This is a genomic window from Streptomyces sp. NPDC020742 (assembly GCF_040641675.1).
In the GTDB taxonomy this organism is placed as follows: Bacteria; Actinomycetota; Actinomycetes; order Streptomycetales; family Streptomycetaceae; genus Streptomyces.
Window position 1 is genome coordinate 20,172 of the sequence record NZ_JBFAEA010000021.1, and the last position, 15,665, is coordinate 35,836.

The 15,665-nt window shown below is 71.2% G+C and carries 11 protein-coding genes; 3 read left to right on the plus strand and 8 right to left on the minus strand.

Annotated elements, in window-relative coordinates; translation table 11 throughout:
• The first annotated feature begins 100 nt into the window (after positions 1–100).
• Entirely contained in the window at positions 101–1,786 is a 1,686-nt protein-coding gene (locus AB0G84_RS27960; RefSeq protein ID WP_361326463.1) for an allantoin permease, read from the plus strand.
• On the opposite strand, the gene AB0G84_RS27965 is transcribed toward AB0G84_RS27960, so the two are convergent.
• The 8 genes from AB0G84_RS27965 to AB0G84_RS28000 form a co-directional block, all read right to left on the minus strand.
• Positions 1,755–2,354 carry a TetR/AcrR family transcriptional regulator gene (locus tag AB0G84_RS27965; protein WP_361326465.1) on the minus strand — a complete coding sequence of 200 codons (600 nt, stop codon included), beginning with the start codon at positions 2,352–2,354 and terminating at the stop codon, positions 1,755–1,757. The two genes, AB0G84_RS27960 and AB0G84_RS27965, sit on opposite strands and share 32 nt — an antisense overlap.
• A gap of 77 nt (positions 2,355–2,431) precedes the next feature.
• Positions 2,432–3,076, minus strand: coding sequence for a PRC-barrel domain-containing protein (locus AB0G84_RS27970; RefSeq protein ID WP_361326468.1), 645 nt, complete (start codon positions 3,074–3,076; stop codon positions 2,432–2,434).
• 210 nt (positions 3,077–3,286) lie between these two features.
• Positions 3,287–4,891 carry a phosphoglycerate dehydrogenase gene (gene serA / locus AB0G84_RS27975; protein ID WP_361326471.1) on the minus strand — a complete coding sequence of 535 codons (1,605 nt, stop codon included), beginning with the start codon at positions 4,889–4,891 and terminating at the stop codon, positions 3,287–3,289.
• A gap of 271 nt (positions 4,892–5,162) precedes the next feature.
• Positions 5,163–6,161, minus strand: a complete 999-nt coding sequence (gene ilvC, locus AB0G84_RS27980) for a ketol-acid reductoisomerase (RefSeq protein WP_361326474.1) — start codon at positions 6,159–6,161, stop codon at positions 5,163–5,165.
• 105 nt (positions 6,162–6,266) lie between these two features.
• A complete protein-coding gene (ilvN, locus tag AB0G84_RS27985) occupies positions 6,267–6,791 on the minus strand; it encodes an acetolactate synthase small subunit (RefSeq protein ID WP_006602925.1) in 525 nt (174 codons plus the stop codon).
• A 39-nt stretch (positions 6,792–6,830) separates the two neighbouring features.
• On the minus strand, positions 6,831–8,705 hold the full coding sequence (locus AB0G84_RS27990; protein WP_361326477.1) for an acetolactate synthase large subunit: 1,875 nt from the start codon (positions 8,703–8,705) through the stop codon (positions 6,831–6,833).
• A 204-nt stretch (positions 8,706–8,909) separates the two neighbouring features.
• A complete protein-coding gene (locus tag AB0G84_RS27995) occupies positions 8,910–11,807 on the minus strand; it encodes an EAL domain-containing protein (protein WP_361326666.1) in 2,898 nt (965 codons plus the stop codon).
• 324 nt (positions 11,808–12,131) lie between these two features.
• Positions 12,132–13,094 carry a 2-hydroxyacid dehydrogenase gene (locus AB0G84_RS28000; RefSeq protein ID WP_361326480.1) on the minus strand — a complete coding sequence of 321 codons (963 nt, stop codon included), beginning with the start codon at positions 13,092–13,094 and terminating at the stop codon, positions 12,132–12,134.
• An 88-nt stretch (positions 13,095–13,182) separates the two neighbouring features.
• Here AB0G84_RS28000 and AB0G84_RS28005 point away from each other — a divergent pair, with 88 nt between their 5' ends.
• Together AB0G84_RS28005 and AB0G84_RS28010 are read left to right on the plus strand one after the other, a co-directional pair.
• A complete protein-coding gene (locus AB0G84_RS28005; protein ID WP_361326483.1) occupies positions 13,183–14,211 on the plus strand; it encodes an aldo/keto reductase in 1,029 nt (342 codons plus the stop codon).
• A gap of 218 nt (positions 14,212–14,429) precedes the next feature.
• Positions 14,430–15,614 carry a PQQ-dependent sugar dehydrogenase gene (locus AB0G84_RS28010; RefSeq protein WP_361326486.1) on the plus strand — a complete coding sequence of 395 codons (1,185 nt, stop codon included), beginning with the start codon at positions 14,430–14,432 and terminating at the stop codon, positions 15,612–15,614.
• Positions 15,615–15,665 lie beyond the last annotated feature (51 nt).

Genomic DNA, 15,665 nt, shown 5'->3' on the forward strand with positions numbered 1-15,665 from the left:
GTTCACACGGGAAGTCATCGGCGGTAACACGCAGTTCCTAGCGTTCCGGGCCGGACCGCGGGTACCCCCTCGCGGTCCCACGGCACCCCAGGAGGCGCGGATGACCCAGGCTGACGTGGAACCGGCGGTGGCGGCGGAGCCGCCCGGACCCTCCGACGGGCCTGCGGCGAAGGAGACCCTGGAGGACTACACGCTGCGGTTCGCACCGCGCAGTTACCGCCGCTGGACCCCGATGGTGGTGGCGACCACCGCGCTCGGCGGCATCGCCTACATGGCCGACTTCTCCATCGGCGCCGGCATCGGCCTGGCGCACGGCACCGGGAACGCGCTGGCCGCGATCCTGGTGGCGGCCGTGGTCATCTTCGTCACCGGCTTCCCGCTCGCCTACTACGCGGCGCGGTACAACATCGACCTGGACCTGATCACCCGCGGCTCCGGCTTCGGCTACTACGGTTCGGTGCTCACCAGCGTCATCTTCGCCAGCTTCACCTTCATCTTCTTCGCGCTGGAGGGCTCGATCATGGCGCAGGGGCTGAGGCTGGGCCTCGGGCTGCCGCTGTGGCTCGGGTACCTGGTCGCCACGTTCCTGGTGATCCCGCTGGTCGTGTACGGGATGAAGGCGCTCAGCACGCTCCAGGTCTGGACGACGCCGCTGTGGCTGCTGCTGATGGTGGGACCACTGGCCTATCTGGTCGCCACCGACCCGGGCACCGTGCACCGCTTCCTGTCGTACGCCGGCACCGACGGCGACGTCGGCCTCGGCGCCGCCCCGGTGCTGCTGGGTGCCGGTGTCTGCCTGTCGCTGATCGCGCAGATCGGCGAGCAGATCGACTATCTGCGCTTCATGCCGCCCAAGACCGCGGCGAACCGGCGCAGTTGGTGGACGGCCGTGGTCATGGCCGGGCCCGGCTGGGTGGTGCTGGGCGCGCTCAAGCAGGCGATCGGCCTCTTCCTGGCCGTGTACGTACTGGCGCAGGCCGGGCCGGCCGCGGCCACCGAGCCGATCCGCCAGTTCACCGGCGCGTTCGCGGCGATGCTGCCGTCCTGGCTGGTGGTCCCGCTGGCGGTGGCCCTGGTCGTGATCAGCCAGATCAAGATCAATGTGACCAATGCCTACTCCGGCTCGCTGGCCTGGACCAACTCCTTCACCCGGATCACCCGGCGCTACCCGGGCCGGATGGTGTTCGTCCTGGCCAACCTGGCGTGCGCGTTGGCGCTGATGGAGGCGGACATGTTCCGCTTCCTCAACTCCGTCCTGGGCTTCTACTCCAACTGCGCGATCGCCTGGGTCGTCACCGTCGCCACCGACATCCTCGTCAACAAGTACCTGCTGAGGCTGTCCCCGCACGCGCCCGAGTTCCGCCGGGGGATGCTGTACGCCGTCAACCCCGTCGGCGTGGTCTCCTTCACCGCCGCCTCCGGGCTGTCGATCGCGCTGTACTTCGGCGCCCTGGGCGACGCCCTCCAGCCGTACTCGCCGGTCGCCGCGGCGCTGATCGCCGCCGTCCTGACCCCGCTGACGGCCGTGGTGACCAGGGGGAAGTACTACCTGCGGCGCACCGACGACGGCATCGACGCACCGCGGCTGGACGCGGACGGCAACCCCAGCGCGGAGACCGCCACCTGCCATGTGTGCCGGCAGGACTTCGAGCGGCCGGACCTGGCGGCCTGCCCGGCGCACGACGCGGTGGTCTGCTCGCTGTGCCTGAGCACCGACCGGACCGGCGCCCACCTGCTGCCGGCAGCGCCACCGGTCAGGCCGGGCCCAGCACCTCGCCCGAGGTGACCCGGCGCAGCGCGGCGGCCAGATCGTGGCCGGAGGGCATGGTGTCCGGGGTGACCAGCGACTGCACCATCAAACCGGTGAGCAGCGCCTGGTAGAAGGAGCCGACGACCCGGGCGGCCTCTGCGTCGACCTCGGTGTCCGGCACCCCCTCGAAGAGCGCCACCAGGCCCTCGCCGCCCTCCGGCAGCACCTCCCCGATCGCCTCGCGCAGCGCCTGGTCGCGCGGCAGCAGGCCTAGCACCTCGACCTGCGCGGCGATGAACTCCCGCTCGGCGGCGATCCGTTGCAGCACCCGGTCCCAGGCCGCGGCGAACCGCTCCAGCGGTTCCTCGTCCGCCGGCCGGCCGGTCTCCCCGGCGGCCGGCGCCTGGGCCATACCGGCGCCCCACTCCTCGCTGGAGGCGATCACGGCCTGGCGCATCAGGGCGTCCTTGGAGCCGTAGTGGTAGCCGATGGAGGCGAGGTTGGCACCGGAGGCGGCGACGATGTCACGGGCGGTGGTGCGCGCGTACCCCTTCTCCAGCAGGCAGCGCTTGGCGCCCTCCAGAAGGTCTTCACGGTGTCCCATGACGGCAGCCTAGCCCCACGCATACGCTCGTACCAGACGTCCGTCTTAGACGTACGTACAGGGAGGTGCGGCCGGGGTCAGCGCGAACGGTCCGACCCGGGCCCCGGTGGTCGCTCCCGGCCGTCGTCGGTGCCGGCCTCCTCCTCGGCGTGCCCGGCCTTCTCCGACCCCGACCCCGACCCACCGTCTCCCGGCCCACGGTCGCGGGAGGCCGCGGCGCCCGCCGCCGGGGCGTCGAACAGCTTGTTGCGCTCCCCGCGCGGCGGGGCGGGCCGGTCCGGTTCCGTCGCCGACCGCTTCGGGTCCGCCGTGGCCCGGGCCGGGGCGCCGGGGTCCGCGACGCCGACCGTGCGGGGGTGGTCCCCGGCGGCGTCCGGCGCGAGCGCCCGGTCACCCCCGCCCGCCCGGTCCAGCCCGTAGTGACGGTAGAGCTCCTCCTCCTCGGAGGGGTCGAGATGGTCGTGGGCATCGATCCGCGGGGCCCGCCGGATCGTCTCCTTGCGGTGTGGAACGTGCAGGTCACCGCCGCTGCGGCGGGCTCCGGCGAGCGGGATGAAGGTCTCCTTCAGCCCGAACAGGCCGGTGCGCACGGTGATCCATTCGGGGTCGTTGGTGGCGTCGTCCCGGTAGACCTGCTGGACCGTGCCCACCTTCACGCCGTCCGCGTCGACCACCTGCAGACCGGTCAGCGTGTGCGGGGTGTCCCCCTGGGGTGTGTTCATGGTGCGTCGTCTCCTTCCGCACGGGTCGGCGGGGAGCGGGCACGGCTCCCGTGCCCCGTTCCCATTGCGCGCCGACCGGCGGAGCCGTGCAAACGCGGACGCGGACTGTCGGAGCCGGCCGAGACGTGGACTGTCGGAGCCGGCCGAGACGCGCACGGGCCCGGACTCCGCCGCAGCGGGGTCCGGGCCCGGAGAACCCGTGCCGGCCGGTCAGTCGCCGAGGTTCACCGCACGCGCGGAGGTCGCACCGATCTCCTCGGCGATCTCGCTGAGCACCTGCGGCGGAATGGTGTCGTCGACGGTCAGCGCCACCAGCGCCTCACCACCGACATCGGCCCGGGAGACCTGCATCCCGCCGATGTTGATGCCCGCAGCGCCCAGGATCCGGCCGATGGTGCCCACGACACCGGGACGGTCGCTGTAGCGCATGAACGCCATGTGGTCGGCGAGCGAGAGGTCGATGGAGTGATCCCCCACCGCCACGATCTTCTGGATGTTCTTGTGGCCGGCCAGCGTGCCGGAGATCGACACCTCCTCGCCGCCCGTGAGGGTGCCGCGCACGGTCACCACATTGCGGTGCTCGGGCGACTCGCTGGACGTCGTCAGCCGCACCTCCACCCCGCGCTCCTGCGCGAACAGCGGGGCGTTGACGTACGACACCGTCTCGTCGACCACGTCCTCGAACACGCCCTTGAGCGCGGAGAGTTCGAGCACCTTGACGTCGTGCTGGGTGATCTCGCCGTACACCTCGACGTCCAGCCGCATGGCGACCTCACCGGCCAGCGCGGTGAAGATCCGGCCCAGCCGCTCGGCCAGCGGCAGGCCCGGCTTGACGTCCTCGGCGATCACTCCGCCCTGGACGTTGACCGCGTCCGGCACCAGCTCGCCGGCGAGTGCCAGCCGCACCGACTTGGCGACCGCGATACCGGCCTTCTCCTGCGCCTCGCCCGTCGACGCGCCCAGGTGCGGGGTGGCGACGACCTGGTCGAACTCGAAGAGCGGGGAGTCGGTGCAGGGCTCGACGGCGTAGACGTCCAGGCCCGCGCCGGCGACCCGGCCGTCCTTCAGCGCGCTGGCCAGCGCGGCCTCGTCGACGATCCCGCCACGCGCGGCGTTGACGATCCGAACCGACGGCTTGACCTTGCGCAGCGCCTCGTCGCCGATGAGACCCACGGTCTCGGGCGTCTTGGGGAGGTGGACGGTGATGAAGTCCGAGACCTCCAGCAGCTCGTCCAGGGTCAGCAGCTTGACGCCCATCTGCGCGGCACGGGCCGGCTGGACGTACGGGTCGTAGGCGACGACCTTCATGCCGAACGCCGACATCCGCTGGGCGACCAGGACGCCGATCCGGCCGAGGCCGACCACGCCGAGGGTCTTCTCGCTGAGCTCCACGCCGGTGTACTTGCTGCGCTTCCACTCGCCGTTCTTCAGCGCGGTGTTGGCCTGCGGGATGTTCCGCGCGGTGGCGACCAGCAGACCGCAGGCCAGCTCGGCGGCGGTGACGATGTTGGAGGTCGGGGCGTTGACGACCATCACGCCGGCCTTGGTGGCGGCGGAGACGTCGACGTTGTCCAGGCCCACGCCCGCGCGGGCGACGACCTTGAGCTTCTTGGCGGCGGAGATGGCCTCGGCGTCCACCTTCGTCGCGCTGCGCACCAGGACGGCATCGACATCGACGATGGCGGGGAGCAGCTCGGCGCGGTCGGCGCCGTTGCAGTGCCGGATCTCGAAGTCCGGGCCGAGGGCGTCGACGGTGGCGGGCGACAGCTCTTCGGCGATCAGTACAACGGGTTTACCCGAGTATGCAGTGCTCACGTGGTCTTCATTCCTCACTAGTCCTTCGCGGACGGCCGTCCCGACGGCCGAAGGCGGTGAAGGGGGAAAGCCGCGTGGAAGACGCACGACGCTGTGAGCCTGACGCGCTTGTGATTGGCAGTGTAGTGGCGGTGGGGGGCGCGTCCTGTGCCGCTGCGGAAGGATCACCCGTGCGTGGTTCTACGCGGTGGACAAGGCGCCCGGTCGGCGGAACGCGGGGCACACGGACGAGGGGGCCGCGACCGGTGTCGCGACCCCCTGTCCGTCGGGCTTACGCCTCGTCGTCCACCCAGCTCATCAGCTTCCGCAGCTGCTTGCCGGTGGTCTCCAGCAGGTGGTTCTCGTCGGCCTTCTTGTACTCGTTGTACTTGGGCAGACCGGCCTTGTACTCGGCCATCCAGTTGTTGGCGAAGGTGCCGTCCTGGATCTCGGCGAGCACCTTCTTCATCTCGGCCTTGGTGGCGTCGGTGACGACCCGCGGCCCGGTGACGTAGTCGCCCCACTCGGCGGTCTCCGAGACCGACCAGCGCATCTTCTCCAGGCCGCCCTCGTACATCAGGTCCACGATCAGCTTCAGCTCGTGGAGGCACTCGAAGTACGCGATCTCCGGCTGGTAGCCCGCCTCGACCAGGGTCTCGAAACCGGCCTTGACCAGCGCGGAGGCACCGCCGCAGAGCACCGCCTGCTCACCGAACAGGTCGGTCTCGGTCTCCTCGGTGAAGGTGGTCTTGATGACGCCGGCGCGGGTCCCGCCGATGCCCTTGGCGTACGAGAGCGCCAGCGCGAAGGCGCTGCCGGAGGCGTCCTGCTCGACGGCCGCGATGCACGGCACGCCGCGGCCCTCCTCGTACTGGCGGCGGACCAGGTGGCCCGGGCCCTTGGGGGCGACCATGCAGACGTCCACGCCGGCCGGGGCCTTGATGAAGCCGAACCGGATGTTGAAGCCGTGGCCGAAGAACAGCGCGTCGCCGTCCTCGAGGTTGTCCTTGATGGACTCCTCGTAGACCTCGGCCTGGATCGGGTCCGGCACCAGGATCATGATCACGTCGGCCTCGGCAGCGGCCTCGGCGGGGGTCACCACGCGCAGCCCCTGCTCCTCGGCCTTCGCCTTGGACTTGGAGCCCTCGTGCAGACCGACGCGCACGTCGACGCCCGAGTCGCGCAGGGACAGCGCATGGGCGTGGCCCTGGCTTCCGTAGCCGATCACCGCGACCTTGCGGTTCTGGATGATGGAAAGGTCGGCGTCGTCGTCGTAGAACAGCTCGGCCACTTCGGGTATCTCCTTGGTTCTCGCGGGTGCCCACACAGTACGTCGGGCGGGGTGGGGAAGGTCGGTGGGTCTCGCCATACGGTCGGGGCAACCGACCGGGCGGTGTCAGGCCGAGCGGTCCAGCGCGCGCAGCGAGCGGTCGGTGATGGACCGGGCGCCACGGCCTATGGCGATCGTGCCGGACTGCACGAGTTCCTTGATGCCGAACGGCTCCAGCATCTTCAGCATCGCCTCCAGCTTTTCACTGGATCCGGTGGCCTCGATGGTGACCGCCTCGGGAGAGACGTCCACGGTCTTGGCGCGGAAGAGCTGGACGATCTCGACGATCTGCGAACGGGTCTCGTTGTCCGCCCGGACCTTCACCAGGACCAGTTCGCGCTGGATGGCGGAGCCCGGCTCCAGCTCGACGATCTTCAAGACGTTGACGAGCTTGTTGAGCTGCTTGGTGACCTGTTCCAGCGGCAGCGACTCCACGCTCACCACGATGGTGATGCGGGAGATGTCGGGGTGCTCGGTGACCCCGACCGCGAGCGAGTCGATGTTGAAGCCGCGGCGGGAGAACAGGGCGGCGATCCGGGCGAGGATGCCGGGGGTGTTCTCCACCAGGACGGAGAGCGTGTGCTTGGACATGGTCTTCTCTCTTCTTCCGTGCGTCCGTGTCGTCCTGGCTCAGTCGTCTTCGTTGTCGCCGAAGTCGGGACGCACGCCCCGGGCGGCCATGACCTCGTCGTTGGAGGTGCCGGCGGCGACCATCGGCCACACCTGGGCGTCCTCGTGGACGATGAAGTCCACCACGACCGGGCGGTCGTTGATGGCATTGGCCTTGGCGATGACCGCGTCCAGCTCATCCGGGCTCTCGCAGCGCATCGCCACACAGCCCATCGCCTCGGACAGCTTCACGAAGTCCGGGATGCGGGTACCGGCGCTGGGCTGCTTGCCGTCCGCCTCCGGGCCGCTGTGCAGCACGGTGTTGGAGTAGCGCTGGTTGTAGAAGAGGGTCTGCCACTGGCGGACCATGCCCAGCGCACCGTTGTTGATGATCGCGACCTTGATCGGGATGTTGTTCAGCGCGCAGGTGACCAGCTCCTGGTTGGTCATCTGGAAGCAGCCGTCGCCGTCGATCGCCCAGACCGTGCGGTCCGGCTGCCCGGCCTTGGCACCCATGGCGGCGGGAACGGCGTACCCCATCGTCCCGGCGCCGCCGGAGTTCAGCCAGGTGGCGGGCCGCTCGTAGTCGATGAAGTGGGCGGCCCACATCTGGTGCTGGCCGACGCCCGCGGCGTAGATGGTGTCGGCCGGGGCGAGCTTGCCGATCCGCTGGATGACCTGCTGCGGGGAGAGGCTGCCGTCGTCGGGCAGGTCGTAGCCCAGCGGGTAGGTCTCGCGCCAGCGGTTGAGGTCCTTCCACCAGGCCGCGTATCCCGTCCGGGCGGCCTCGCCCTGGTGCCCGGCGTCGTGCTCGGCCTGGACGGCGACGATCAGGTCGGCGATGACCTCGCGGGCGTCACCGACGATCGGCACGTCCGCGGCGCGGTTCTTGCCGATCTCTGCCGGGTCGATGTCCGCGTGCACGACCTTGGCGTACGGGGCGAAGGAGTCCAGCTTGCCGGTGACCCGGTCGTCGAAGCGGGCGCCGAGGGTGATCAGCAGGTCCGACTTCTGCAGCGCGGTGACCGCGGTGACCGAGCCGTGCATCCCGGGCATGCCGACGTGCTGGGGGTGGCTGTCGGGGAAGGCGCCCAGCGCCATCAGGGTGGTGGTGACCGGCGCGCCGGTCAGCTCGGCGAGCACCTTCAGCTCCGCGGTGGCGCCGGCCTTGAGGACACCGCCGCCGACGTAGAGCACCGGGCGCTTGGACTCGGCGATCAGCCGGGCGGCCTCGCGGATCTGCTTGGCGTGCGGCTTGGTCACCGGACGGTAGCCGGGCAGGTCGGTGTGCGGCGGCCAGCTGAAGGTGGTCTGCGCCTGCAGGGCGTCCTTGGCGATGTCGACCAGGACCGGGCCGGGGCGGCCGGTGGAGGCGATGTGGAAGGCCTCCGCGATCGTCCGGGGGATGTCGGCGGGGTCGGTGACCAGGAAGTTGTGCTTGGTGATCGGCATCGTGATGCCACAGATGTCCGCCTCCTGGAAGGCGTCCGTGCCGATCGCCTTGGAGGCGACCTGGCCGGTGATCGCGACCAGCGGGACCGAGTCCATGTGGGCGTCGGCGATCGGGGTGACGAGGTTGGTGGCACCCGGGCCCGAGGTGGCCATGCACACGCCGACCTTGCCGGTGGCCTGGGCGTATCCCGTTGCGGCGTGCCCTGCGCCCTGCTCGTGACGGACGAGGACGTGCCGGACCTTCGAGGAGTCCATCATCGGGTCGTACGCCGGCAGGATCGCACCGCCCGGAATGCCGAACACGGTGTCGGCTCCGACCTCCTCCAGCGAACGGATGAGGGACTGCGCGCCCGTGACGTGCTCGACGGTGGCGGACTGCTGCGTTCCACCGGCGGTACGGGCCCGCGGCTGCGGATGGTGGGCCCCGGAGGCCTGCTCGGTCATCTGCGTCTCTTCTCGAAGAGGGTTTGGCGTGATTTGTGAGGTTGCTATGCAACAAAAAACCCCTCGTGCCGTGAGGCAAGCGAGGGGAGCGCGTCGGTGCGGTCAGCTGGGATTCTTCAGGGCCCAGCTTCAGCCGACGCGCTTTCCAAGTACGAGAATTCGGGTGCGCATGGCACTGACCCTCCCCCCGCCGTGCACCGAGTGTCAAGTGGGTGGGACGGAGGTCTCACTATTTGAGCGCAATGGCGGATGTACGAGCGAATCCGGGCCTGCCGACGCACCGCGCCGGGCCGGCAGACCCCGGCCGCTGAGCACCACCGCGCGGCCCTGTCCGGCCAGGTCGGGCACCGGGTAGCTGGTCCGCGTCAACGCCCGGCGCAACCGGGCTTCGTCGAGCGGACCGGAGAAGGCCATGCCCATGCCGTGCGTACAACCCATCGAGCGCAGCGCGAGGACCTGCTCGGGCAGGTCGACGCCGTCCGCGACCGACTGCATGCCCAGGTCGCCCGCGATCCGCAGCAGTCCGGCGGTGATCTTGTGCAGCCGGGAGGACTCCACCACGCCGTCCACCAGCCCGCGGTCCAGCCGCAGCACATCGATGGGGAGCCGGCGCAGCGCGCCGATCGCGGCGTGGCCGCTGCCGAAGCCGTCCAGGGCGATCCGCACCCCGAGGCGGCGCAGCGCCACCAGCCGTCGCTCCAGATCGTCCAGCGGGAGCCGGGGGTCGCTTTCGGACAGCTCCAGTACCAGCGAGCGCGCGGGCAGGCCGTACCGGGTGAGCAGCGTTTCGACGCCCTTGGGAGACAGGGCGCGGTCCAGCAGCCGCCGGGCGGAGAGCCGGACCGCCACCGGGATCTGATGCCCGGCGCGGTGCCGTACGGCCGCCTGCTGGACGGCCTCCTCCAGCTGCCAGCGGTCCAGCTCGGCGGCGCGGTCGCCGTCGGCGGTGAGCCGGCCGCGGTCCCCGACCCGCAGGAACTCGGCGGGGGTGAAGAGGATGCCCTCGGCGGAGCGCCAGCGGGCGTGCGCCGCGACCGCGGTGACCCGCCCGCTGGCCAGCTCGACCACCGGCTGGTGCAGCAGCGCGAAGGCGCCGTCGTGCAGGGCCGTGCGCAGCTTGGTGGCGAGTTCCGCGCGGTGCGCCACCTCGTCCTGCATCTGCGGCGCGTACAGCTCCACCCGGCCCTTGCCGGCCTGCTTGGCGCGGTACATCGCCAGGTCGGCGTTGCGCAGCAGGCCCGCGGGGGTGACGCCCGACTCGGCGAAGGCCACGCCGATGCTGGCCGCCACCCGGACGTCCCGGCCGTCGATGCGGTACGGCTCGGAGAGCTTGATGCGCAGCCGGTCGGCGATCTCCAGGATGCGGAACTCGCGGGCGGCGCGGTCGCGGGTGCCGTCGCCGGTGATCAGCGCGGCGAACTCGTCGCCGCCCAGCCGGGCCGCTATGTCCCCCGAGCGCACCGACTCACCGAGCCTACGGGCCGCCTGCACCAGCAGCTCGTCCCCGGCCTGGTGTCCGATGGTGTCGTTGACCTGCTTGAAGCCGTCCAGGTCGATGTAGAGCACGGCGGTGTCGTGGTCGCTGGCCCGGCGGCCGGTGACGGCCTGGGTGACGCGGTCGGTGAACAGCGCCCGGTTGGGCAGGTCGGTGAGCGCGTCGTGCGAGGCGTTGTGCTGGAGCTGGGCCTGCAGCCGGACCCGCTCGGTGACATCGCGGGAGTTGAAGATCAGGCCGCCGTGGTGGCGGTTGACCGTCGACTCGACGTTCAGCCAGCGGTCGGCACCGGCCCGCCGCTCACCGGCCCGGAAGCGGCACTCGATCCGGGTGGTGGGTTCGTCCTGCGGATCGGCGGCGAGGAAGCGGCGGACCTCGTGGACGACCCGCCCCAGGTCCTCGGGGTGGATCAGCGCGGCGAGTTCCGAGCCGACCAGCTCCTCCGCGTCCCGCCCGTAGACACCGGCGGCGGCCGGGCTGACGTAGCGCAGCACACCGGACGGCGCGGCGATCATGATGACGTCGCTGGAGCCCTGCACCAGGGAGCGGAAGTGGTTCTCCTTCTGCGCCAGTTCCTGGGTGAGGGTGATGTTGTCGAGCAGCATGATGCCCTGGCGGACGACCAGTGCGAGGACGACCGTGCAGCCCGTGAAGAGCACCACCCGGTCGATCTGCCGACCGTCCAGGACGTTGGTGAGGATCCCCAGCGTGCACACGGCGGCGGCGAGGTACGGGGTGAGCGCGGCGAGCGACCCGGTGATCGGGCGGCTGCCGTGCGGCTGGGGGCGGCGGGCGGCCGGTGCCCCCTCGTCTGGGTCCTCCTCGCCGGCGCGGCGGGCGACCCAGGGTGCGTAGGCGAGCAGCATCGAGCCGGCGAACCAGCCGGCGTCCAGGATCTGCCCGGAGCGGTAGTGCTCGCGCAGCAGCGGCGAGCTGAACAGGGCGTCGCACAGCACCGTCAACGCCAGTGCCGCGACGGCGGTGTTGATGGCGGAGCGGTGCACCGACGAGCGTCGGAAGTGCAGCGCGAGCACCATGCTCACCAGCACGATGTCCAACAGCGGGTAGGCCAGCGACAGCGCGCTCTGAGCCACGCTGCGGCCCTGGAAGTGGGCGGTGTGGGCGAGCGCGAGGCTCCATGAGAGGGTGAGCAGCGACCCGGCGATCAGCCAGGAGTCCAGGCCCAGGCAGACCCAACCGGCCCTGGTCACCGGCCGCTTGGCGAGCACCAGCAGGCCGACGATGGCCGGCGGCGCGAACAGCAGGAAGCAGAAGTCGGCCGGTGAGGGACTGGGCACGGACGTGCGCTCGACGACCTCGTACCAGCCCCATACGCCATTGCCGAGGCCGGCCATCCCGGAGGAGACGGCGAACAGCAGCCACGCCGGGCGGAACCGGCTGCGGTGCTTGCGGGCGTACAGACCGCAGGAGACGGCCGCCACCAGGGCCGCGAAGCTCAGCCCGAAGTCCCCCATGATCAGGGCGAGTTCGTGGGACCCCCAGCCGAGAGCGGCGCCGAGGGCGTAGCCGCCGCAGAGCACGGCGAGGACGATCTGTGGTACTGCGCTCGGCGGACTGCCGGCGGGCGCCGGCGGCCTGGAGAGCATCGCGCCGGGGGCGCTCACCGCGCTCTCCCGCTGTCCCGCACCGGAAGGCATCGCGAGCGGTGCACCAAAGGTCCTCGCCGCATCTCCGCGGGTGGTCGTGGATCGCGCATCTCGCGGATCGTCCATCGGCCATACATCGCCCGTCGCCCCCCTCGCGTTCCGGATCCTTCGCAGTGCGCCGCATTCGTCCGGCGCTGTCCCCGCTCGGGACGATACACCAGTTCCGTCACTCAGGGACATAGCGTCTCTACGGAGCGTGACAGTGCGGAGTTTTTGCATACGCCCTGCATTCGTACGGCCTCGTAGCGCTACCCGCAACCGGTTTCAGTCGGCGGTGGCGACCACGTTCCGCAGGGGCTCTCCGGCCGCGAAAAGCGTCAGCTGGTCCCTCAGCAGCCGCTTCGCACGAGGCAGAAAAGCAGAGCTGGGACCACCGACGTGGGGAGTGATGAGCACGCCCGGAGCGTGCCACAACGGGTGGTCGGCGGGCAGCGGTTCGGGTTCGGTGACGTCGAGCGCCGCGCGCAGTCGGCCGGCCTCCAGTTCGGCGAGCAGCGCCGCGGTGTCGACGATCCCGCCGCGGGCGATGTTCACCAGCAGTGCGCCGTCCTTCATCCGCGCCAGAAAATCGCGTCCTACCAGGCCACGGGTCTCTTCAGTGAGCGGAGCGGCGAGCACCACGACGTCCGCCGCGGGCAGGAGGGCGGACAGTTCGGAGAGTGGATGCACGGGACCGCGCACAGTGTCACGCGCGGTGCGAGCGACGCGCACCACCCGCGCACATTCAAAGGGCGTGAGCCGGTCTTCGATGGCACTGCCGATCGAACCATAGCCCACAATGAGCACCGACTTGTCGGCAAGGGCCGGATGGAAGCCGGGCCGCCACTCCCCCACGTCCTGGGCCCGGACGAACCCCGGGAGGCCGCGCAACGCCGCCAGGATCAGCGCCAGCGCCAGCTCGGCGGTGCTGGCGTCATGCAGTCCACGGGCATTGCACAACCGGGTGCCGGACGGCATCTGCGGCAGCCCCGGCAGCATGTGCTCGACACCCGCGGTGAGCGTCTGCACCACCCGTACCCGGCTCATCCGGGCCAGCGGGCGCAGGCTGATCTCGGCGCTCTTCATGTACGGGACGGTGTAGAAGACGCACCGCTCCGGGTCGGCCGGGTAGTCCACGCCGGCGTCCCAGTGGAGGTAGCGGAGGCCACCGGGGAGACCCTCGATCTCCTCGGGCGGGATCGGAAGCCATACGTCGTTCACATCGCCGTGCGGGTCTGCTGTTGCCATGACCTGAGGCTATGCGAAGAGATGTTCTGCCCAGACGTTAGTTTGGTCTGGCCCTTGATCGGGGGCGAGGGGACGGAGGCACAACCAGGTGGAGCGCAGGACGATCGGCGCGGCGGCCCTCGAAGTGGGTGCCATCGGGCTCGGCTGTATGCCGATGAGCTGGGGGTACACCGAGTCGCAGCGCAGCGGAGAGGGGTCGCTGCGGGCCGTGCACAGCGCGCTGGACCGGGGCTGCAGCCTGCTGGACACCGCCGACATGTACGGGCCGTTCACCAATGAGCTGCTGGTGGGACGGGTCCTGAAGGAGCGGCGGGCGGAGGCGTTCGTCTCGACCAAGTGCGGGCTGCTCGTCGGTGAGCAGCACATCGTCGCCAACGGGCGGCCCGGCTATGTGAAGCGGGCCTGCGACGCCTCGCTGCGACGGCTGCAGACCGACCGGATCGACCTCTACCAGCTGCACCGCGCCGACCCCGAAGTGCCCATCGAGGAGACCTGGGGGGCCATGGCGGAGCTGGTGGCCGCCGGGAAGGTGCGGTCGCTGGGGCTGTGCGCGGTGGGCGCACGGGCAGTACGGCAGGCCCGGGCATCCCGTACGCAGCGGCGGGCGGGGGTTCGTCCGCGCTCCCGGATGCACGACAACACGCTCGCCCAACTGGAGCGCATCCAGCAGGTGTTCCCGGTCAGCAGCGTGCAGGCCGAGCTGTCGGTGTGGTCGCCGGAGGCCCTGGAGGAGCTGCTGCCGTGGTGCGAGTCGCGGGGCGTCGGCTTCTTGGCGGCGATGCCGCTGGGCAACGGCTACCTGACCGGCACGCTCACCCCCGGGCAGGGCTTCGAACCGGAGGACATACGGGCCCGCCACCCGCGCTTCACCGCCGAGATGATGGCCGCGAACCAGCCGGTGGTCGCCGGGCTGCGGCGGGTCGGCGCCCGGTACGGCGCGACACCGGGCCAGGTGGCGCTGGCCTGGGTGCTCGCCCAGGGTCGGCACGTCGTGCCGGTACCCGGCACCAAGAAGGAGCGCTGGGCCGGGCAGAACGCCAAGGCCGCGGACCTGCGGCTCACGGCCGAGGACCTGGCGGAGATCGCCGCGCTGCCGCCGGCCCGGCAGTCCTGGTAGCCCGGGCCGGCTGAGCAGGCCGAGCCGGCCGTGGAGCAGTCCTTTCCGGCGCCGTAGGGCAGACCTGGGGACGGGGCCACGGCGGGCCTGGCCTGGCCGGCCGTACGGCGGCGCGGCGGTGCCGGCGAACGGCGGCGGGCCGGGGCCCGCCAGGTCGGCCCGTTCGGCGGCGCGATGTGGTGTTCTTGTGCTCGCCCGGACGACGAGAGGACCCCGCAGTGCAACGCCGCTCCCAGACCGCCGTGTTGGTCGCCGCTTCGCTGCTCCTGGCAGCGGGCTGCTCATCGGGCGGCGCGCAGCCGCAGGGCGGGGGCTCCGCGGCCCCGGGCGGCGGCCCCGGTGCCTCCGCCGGCGCCCGTTCGCCCGGCGGCCCCCCGTCCGCCACCGCGCCGCCCGCCAAGGGCACCGTGAAGGTGACCGGCACCCTGACCACCGGGCTGAAGTCCCCGTGGGGCGTGGCGCTGCTGCCGGGCGGCGATCTGCTGGTCGGCTCCCGGGACACCGGGAAGATCTTCCGGGTCGCGGCGCACGGCGGGAAGACCACCGAACTGGGCTCGGTACCGGGCGTGGACCCGGGGGGCGAGGGCGGGCTGCTGGGCCTCGCGGTGCCCTCGGACTTCGGCACCAACCACCAGGTCTACGCGTACTTCACCACCGCGTCCGACAACCGCATCGCCCGCATGGCCTACGACGACAAGCGCCCCCGGGGCGACCAGCTGGGCGCACCCGACACCATCCTGCGCGGCATCCCCAAGGGGGAGATCCACAACGGCGGCCGGATCGCGTTCGGCCCGGACAAGATGCTCTACGCCGGTACCGGCGAGACCGGCGACTCCGGGCTCGCCCAGGACAAGGAGTCGCTCGGCGGCAAGGTCCTGCGGATGACACCGGACGGCGAGCCGGCCCATGGCAACCCCTCGGCCGACTCGGTGGTCTACGACTACGGGCACCGCAATGTGGAGGGGCTGGCGTGGGACAGCGAACACCGGCTGTGGGCCTCGGAGTTCGGGCAGGACACCTGGGACGAGCTCAACCTGATCGAGCCGGGCAGGAACTACGGCTGGCCCGAGGTCGAGGGCAAGGCCAAGGGAAGCCAGAAGGCCTCCGGGTTCGTCGACCCGGTGGTGGAGTGGAGGACCGCGGACGCCTCGCCCAGCGGGATCGCCTACGCCAAGGGCTCGATCTGGATGGCCACGCTGCGCGGCGAACGGCTCTGGCGGATCCCGCTCAACGGGACGAGGCCGGTGGCGGCGCCACAGGCCTTCCTGACGGGCACCTACGGCCGGCTGCGCACCGTCGTGGCGACCGGCGACGGCGGCCTGTGGCTGGTCACCAGCAACACGGACGGGCGGGGCAGGCCGCGCAAGGGCGACGACCGGATTCTCCGGCTTGAGGTGAGCTGAGGGGCGGAGGTCCGGTCGCGGCCTTGTCCGGAGGGGGGTGCCCCTCCGGCC

Coding starts and splice junctions, on each gene's coding strand:
- AB0G84_RS27960 (WP_361326463.1), top strand. CDS start 101: ATGACCCAGGCTGACGTGGAACCGGCGGTGGCGGCGGAGCCGCCCGGA.
- AB0G84_RS27965 (WP_361326465.1), bottom strand. CDS start 2,354: ATGGGACACCGTGAAGACCTTCTGGAGGGCGCCAAGCGCTGCCTGCTG.
- AB0G84_RS27970 (WP_361326468.1), bottom strand. CDS start 3,076: ATGAACACACCCCAGGGGGACACCCCGCACACGCTGACCGGTCTGCAG.
- ilvN (WP_006602925.1), bottom strand. CDS start 6,791: ATGTCCAAGCACACGCTCTCCGTCCTGGTGGAGAACACCCCCGGCATC.
- AB0G84_RS27990 (WP_361326477.1), bottom strand. CDS start 8,705: ATGACCGAGCAGGCCTCCGGGGCCCACCATCCGCAGCCGCGGGCCCGT.
- AB0G84_RS27995 (WP_361326666.1), bottom strand. CDS start 11,807: ATGCTCTCCAGGCCGCCGGCGCCCGCCGGCAGTCCGCCGAGCGCAGTA.
- AB0G84_RS28000 (WP_361326480.1), bottom strand. CDS start 13,094: ATGGCAACAGCAGACCCGCACGGCGATGTGAACGACGTATGGCTTCCG.